General features: G+C 57.0%; 1 protein-coding gene. It reads right to left on the bottom strand.

The window, feature by feature from the left end:
- Positions 1 to 100: 100 nt before the first annotated feature.
- Positions 101 to 5593 carry a DUF6531 domain-containing protein gene (locus EII11_RS10195; protein WP_124872434.1) on the bottom strand — a complete coding sequence of 1831 codons (5493 nt, stop codon included), beginning with the start codon at positions 5591 to 5593 and terminating at the stop codon, positions 101 to 103.
- Positions 5594 to 5861 lie beyond the last annotated feature (268 nt).

Here is a 5861-nt window from a genome sequence, read left to right as displayed (position 1 = left end):
CGATGAGTAATGCCTCCACGCAGGCTATTTCTACAGGGGTGGGGGTGTTTTTGGGGAGGTTGGAAGGGGCGTGTGTGTGATCCATGGCGTGTCCCCTTCATTATTGTTCTGTGTAGTGGATTTCATGGGTGTGAACAGGGCGGCTGGGGTTGCGTTGCCATTCGAAGGTCATGGTGTGGTTATGGGGATTAGCGTCAGTGGTGACTGAACGAGTTTGACCACCTGCTCGTGTGTCATCTCCCCATCCGAAGATGTGGTCTGGGGTGTTGCCTCCAGTGTTGGGGTTGCGTCCGTACTGTTCCTTGCCGAGGAAGGAGTCTATTGAGGTGTCGATGTCAGCGTAGGGCAAGGTGTCGGGCATACGGCGTAAGGGGTTGTCCTTCCAATCAAGAAAAGGCTCCTTGATATGGGCCTTGAAGGGTGCTTGGAGTTGTTTACCCCCAAACTCTAGGCTCTTGCTCGCGCCGAGCTGAAGGAGGTTCTTGGGGGTCGGCAAAGCGTTGTCAGCAAAGACAGAGCTGAGTGGTTGGTGGGGATTATTCGAGATGCCAAAGAGTCGTCGCCCCGCCTCGACGGTGGTTGCTGCAGCGCCACCGGACACAAGGTCACCGGCACCCACTGCAGTGTGTTTCATCGCAGGGACTGCATACTTCGCCACCTGATCAGGAATCTTGCTCAACAGCGCGCCCCCCCGCTTCACTATTTCCTTACCAAGTGTTGTGCGCATGAGTCCTTTGACTCCTAGGCCCAAGCCTTTCCCGACGAGACCTCCGACGATAGAGGTTGCCCCGACACCGAGCCAGTCAACTTGGCCGGTGTCGAGTTGTTGGATCATGCCGTCAACACCAGCCCCGATCAGGATAAGGCCTGCTGGGCCACCAAAACCGGTCGCTATACAAGCAACACCCGCGACTATCAGCGCCGCAGAGGCAAGGGTGTTCCAGGAGAGCCAATTCTCCTGGGCCCTTCCGAAGAAGCTTCGGGTATCGACGGTGTTGGCGTAGGCGTTGAGCTGGACGTCGGTAACAGGGTTGAGACCAGTGGGGTCAAGGGCGTTAAGAGGGTTATTGGCTGCGTAGTTATAGGGGCTCGTTTCCCAGATTGCGCCGGGGGCTGCTGAAAGCGGATCGTGGGAAAGGAAGGAATGAGTGGCGGGGTCGTAGAGGCGTTTGCCCATCCATTCCAGGCCGGCGATGACAGGAGTGCCGGTGGGGGTGAGGTGGATTCCTGCCGGAGTGAAAGAATCGGGCAGGAGAGGCGTTTGATAAGGGCTTTGAGGAGTGGTGGTGCGGGCAGGGCGCCAACTCGCATGCGACCATTCTGCGCCGGGCATATGAGTGCCTGCGGGAGTAATGGTGATGGGGGTGGCGCCGATATGAGTCAGCGTGGGAGTGGAGGAGGCGATATCCCACGAGAGAGAGGTGGAGTTCACGCGAGAGAGCTCACCGAGGGCGTTGACCCAGGTGGTGGTGTGGGCCGCATCGGTGGCGGTAGCACACAGCCAACCGCGTTCGTCCCAGGCGTAGGAGATCGTGTGAGACTCTTGAACACCGCCACTATTCGTTGTAGTGGTGAGGGAAGCGCGCTGACCGGAAGGAGTGTACGTGAAACGTGAAGTGCGTTCAGCTTGCCCCTCTCCTGAAGAGGTCGTGCGAGTGGTGAGCTGGCTGCCCGCGTTATAGGAGAACACACTACGCTCCACTGGCGAGGTCTCCTCTACTAGTCGGCCAGCAATGTCATAGGTCCATGACCTCGAACCATCAGGGCCATCCACACCAAGCAGCTGATTTGCTTCATCGTAGGTGTATCGGTAGGTGCCATCTGCCGCGTGAATGGCCGTCACACGGCCCCAGGTGTCACGCTCGACACTGGTGCACAAGTCCTGCTCGGATACGTCGCCATTCACATGGCGTCGACCATAAAAAGACGGCCAGCCATCTGAATACGCCCACTCCTGGACACAATCCCCCTGCGTCGCAGACAAGAGACGCCCAGCGTCGTCGTAGGCATACGACACAGTGCCGGCAACAGGATGAGTGAAAGTGCGAAGCCTTCCCAAAGAATCCCGGTCATAAACGCTGGTGTGTCCGTCAGGGGACGTATAAGTCAAACGATTACCGTCAGCGTCATACGACCACGACCATTCCTGGCCATCAGACACACGCGCAGTCATACGTCCCAAGCGGTCAAAACGCAGCTCATGCTCATGACACTCACCCGTCGGGTCAGTGTGATCCATGATCGTGACACGACGCCCAGACAGATCGCGCTCAATGCTGGTCAACCGATAGCCATTAGCGAAGGACGCAACAGGCTGACCGGCCTCGTCATAGGTGAAGGACAACTTCATCCCATCAGGCCCAACCTGAGACAGCAACCGTCCCGCAGCATCGAAAGAATACAGGGTCTCATGACCCAAAGGATCAACAACACTGGTGATCTGATCAAGCGAATTGTAGGTGTAACGCGTGACTCCCCCCAACGGGTCAGTCACCGACACTAAACGGCCCCGCGAATCGTAGGCATAACGAGTCACGCCCCCAACACCATTCGTCGCAGTCACCAGCTGCCCAGCAGCGTCATAAGAGAAACGACGAATCCCCATCAACGGATCACGCTGATAGGTCAAACGGCCACACTTATCGTAGGTGAACACACTCCGCCCACGACCCGGAACATCCGCCTGCACCAGACGTGAACACGCGTCATAAGAATAACGAGCCTCCTCGCCAGTGGAGAGCCTACGCCCAACAACACGAGAATCAGCGTCATAGGCGAAAGTTGTCGTGCCACCGCCCTCGGTAGACAAGCTCAACAAACGACCACACAGATCATACTCATAACGAGTGGTCACCCCGTTAGGGGTGATATGGGTTCTCACGCGACCCGCGATATCCCGCTCCAGACGAGTCAGGCCGCCCTCACCATCGAGAATCTCCACAACATTTCCGGCCGCATCCCACGTCAATATGGCACTCGTACCTGCGCCAGTCTGCTCACGAACCGGACGACCAAAAGCATCAAAGTCAACAGTCCCGCTGTCGCCACCACCCTGGTAGGTCAGCGTTCCATTCACAGGATCAACGCTTTGGGAATACTCAACCCCCGTAGGATCCTGCACCGAAGTCATCACGCCGCGCTGATCGTAGGTCCAATGCCACCACGCGGCATCAGGGGCGCGCATTCCCGTTAAACGCGACAAGGAATCATACTCGTACAGGAACTGCGCCCCATCAGGCAGATTCAAGGCAGCAATATTCCCAAGATCATCAAACTCGTGCTCGGTAATACGCCCCAACGGATCCGTCACACGAGCGAGGGAACCATGCTCGCCATACTCAAACGTCGTCCGCGCACCATAAGGATCAATCATGGCCGTCATGCGTCCAGCATCATCATGCTCGAAACGCCACACTGCCCCCTCAGGATCACGCGCGCGACACACATGACCCTCATGGTCATACTCCAAAGCCGTCACCGCACCCATAGGAGTCGTCGAAGAAATCACACGACCAGCCCAGTCACGCTCAAAGACAACCGTCGCACCATCAGCGTTAGTGGCACCAATCATGTCGCCAAAAGCATCGTAGGTAAAAGAAACCTCCACCCCCACAGGATCAACCACCCGCATCAGCAGGCCGCCCTCCCACGTCAAACGGGTCACTCCGCCTAAAGGATCATGAATCTCATGCGGGTTACGATCCTCATCAGAGGCGTACACGTAAGAAACAACGCCGCCACTTTGCGCAACAACCGTTGAAATACGATCAAGCTCATCCCAGCTATAGGACAGCTCACCACCCGTCGGCAACACGGTACGCGTCCGATGCCCACGACTGTCATAGACGTGCACAGTCGTCGCACCAGCCCGGTCCGTCACCTGTACCAGATTCCCATGCGAGTCATACGACATTGACTGGCGCTGCCCATGAGAGTCAATCACACCAATCAAACGACCATTCGAGTCAGCAATCCACGTGTCATTGCGCGTTCCGTCCTCGTCAGAGACAGCCGTGACCCTGCCGGGAAGGTAAGCAAAACGGACGCGACGCCCATGCGGAGTTGCCTGATGGATAACGCGTCGATCCGCGTCGTAGGTATTCTCCACCTCAGCAAGCCCGGCGGCATCAACCACGCGAACGATCAGATCCTTATCATTCCACTCATAACGGCGCCGTCCTGCAGGGCCGAGCACCTCAACAAGGCGCCTACGATCGTCATAGACGTACTCAACGCTGTGACCGTTACTGGTTCGAATCCGACCAACCACACCGCCCACATAGTCCACGTCAACGCGTCGTCCTCGCTCATGAACGAGGGCAACCACGCGGTCAGCCTCGTAGACCGCGTGCACACCCGTGCCTTGTCCCGTATGCGAAGACAACCAACGACCACGGGCGCTAAAAATCCAGACACCCCCCTCGTTATCCTGCGCCCGCAGCACGCGTTGCCCCTGCTCTTCAGAAGCGACCAGCCAAAAGTTTGCGCCTACCGCCCGACCGAACTGGGAACCCACTCGAGGGAAGACAATTTGTCGCCCGTCCTCTTGAATCCAGATGGCATCATCAGCGGAAAGAACAATCCGTTGGTCCAAGAGAGACATCCAGCCGGTGCCAAACACGCCCCCATCAGTAGAGACAGAGTTATACATGCGGCTTATTCGCAAGGATGATGAAGCCCCGCCAAAGGAATAATCGACTTCGGACTCAACGAAGTTGCCAGTTGCGGTATTGACTGGGTCGAGAGCATAGCCCGTATTGGGGTCAAAGCCAGACAGTGCGATAGGAGTGAAAGAAAGTCCTTCGCGTGTGGTCGCAATGTTGGCATTTCGGAACGCCTCATGCAACGCAGCATCGTGCACCGACGAGATTTCCTCCTCTCCGCCGGCAGCAGCAAAAGCGTCAGCAATGACGCGTAGCCAACGACCGTCTTCAGAGTTGAGCTGAGCCCAACGGGTCAGGTTAGCCATAAGGTCGCCAACTTCAAGATTCCCATACTGGCAGACAGCGGAAAAACCGTTGACTTTCGAGTGCAGAGCCGCCCGCTTGTTGACCTCTTCAAAAGGCTCAATAAGAAGAGACGCTGCTGAACGAAGATTGGCAGGACGGGCAGAGGAGGTAGTGCCGGGCCCCGCCTGCGTCTTGGGAAGAGGCGTAGAGCGTTCACCGGGCACAGCAGAAGGAACGTGGCGTGAAGGCAGGTGGTTTGGAGCGAAGCGAGGTGGATCCTCCTGCCCGAAAAGCCAATCCCACCCCTGTTCCCACCAGTTGTCATGGCGGGCCAGATACTCACGAACTAAACGCCGCCGCTGGTTCTCTTTGCGGGCTTCAGCAATGAGGAACTCCACCGCATCAGCTCCCTGACGCAACGCTGATGCAAGACGTGTCGAATCGTTTGCTGCCACCTGCATATTGCAGCGGAAGAGCTCTGAAAAATGGCCGTTGAAGTCTGCCTCAGCTGTGGTTTGAGCTGAGGCGCGCGACGAGTTATAGCGTTCAACGCTACTAGCACAGTCTTGGAACTGGCGAACTAGATCATCCGCATAGGAGAAATCGAAAACAACATCGGAGTGGTAGTCGCCAAAGACTGACACGTTGACCGCCTCATGAAGGAAATGACATCCCCCATCAATCGGAGGGGAGGGAACGGGCTAGGTGGAGATGACGTGGGCGCGGAACGTCAATATATAAGAGAAAACAAGAGAGAGGGAACGGCTCGTATCCCCACGTAACCGTTCCCCCGTCTCCTGTCATGCAGCTGTGTTTACTGACCGCCGCCTGCTTGGAAGATGTTGGTCGAGATCTGCTGGAGCTGGCCACGTAGTTCTTCCAGTTCAGTCTTGGCCTTCTCAAGGGCAGCGC

This window comes from Schaalia canis, assembly GCF_003858455.1.
GTDB classification, from domain to species: Bacteria; Actinomycetota; Actinomycetes; order Actinomycetales; family Actinomycetaceae; genus Pauljensenia; species Pauljensenia canis.
Note: the sequence above shows the minus strand (reverse complement) of the source record. Positions and strands in the feature narration are given on the sequence as shown.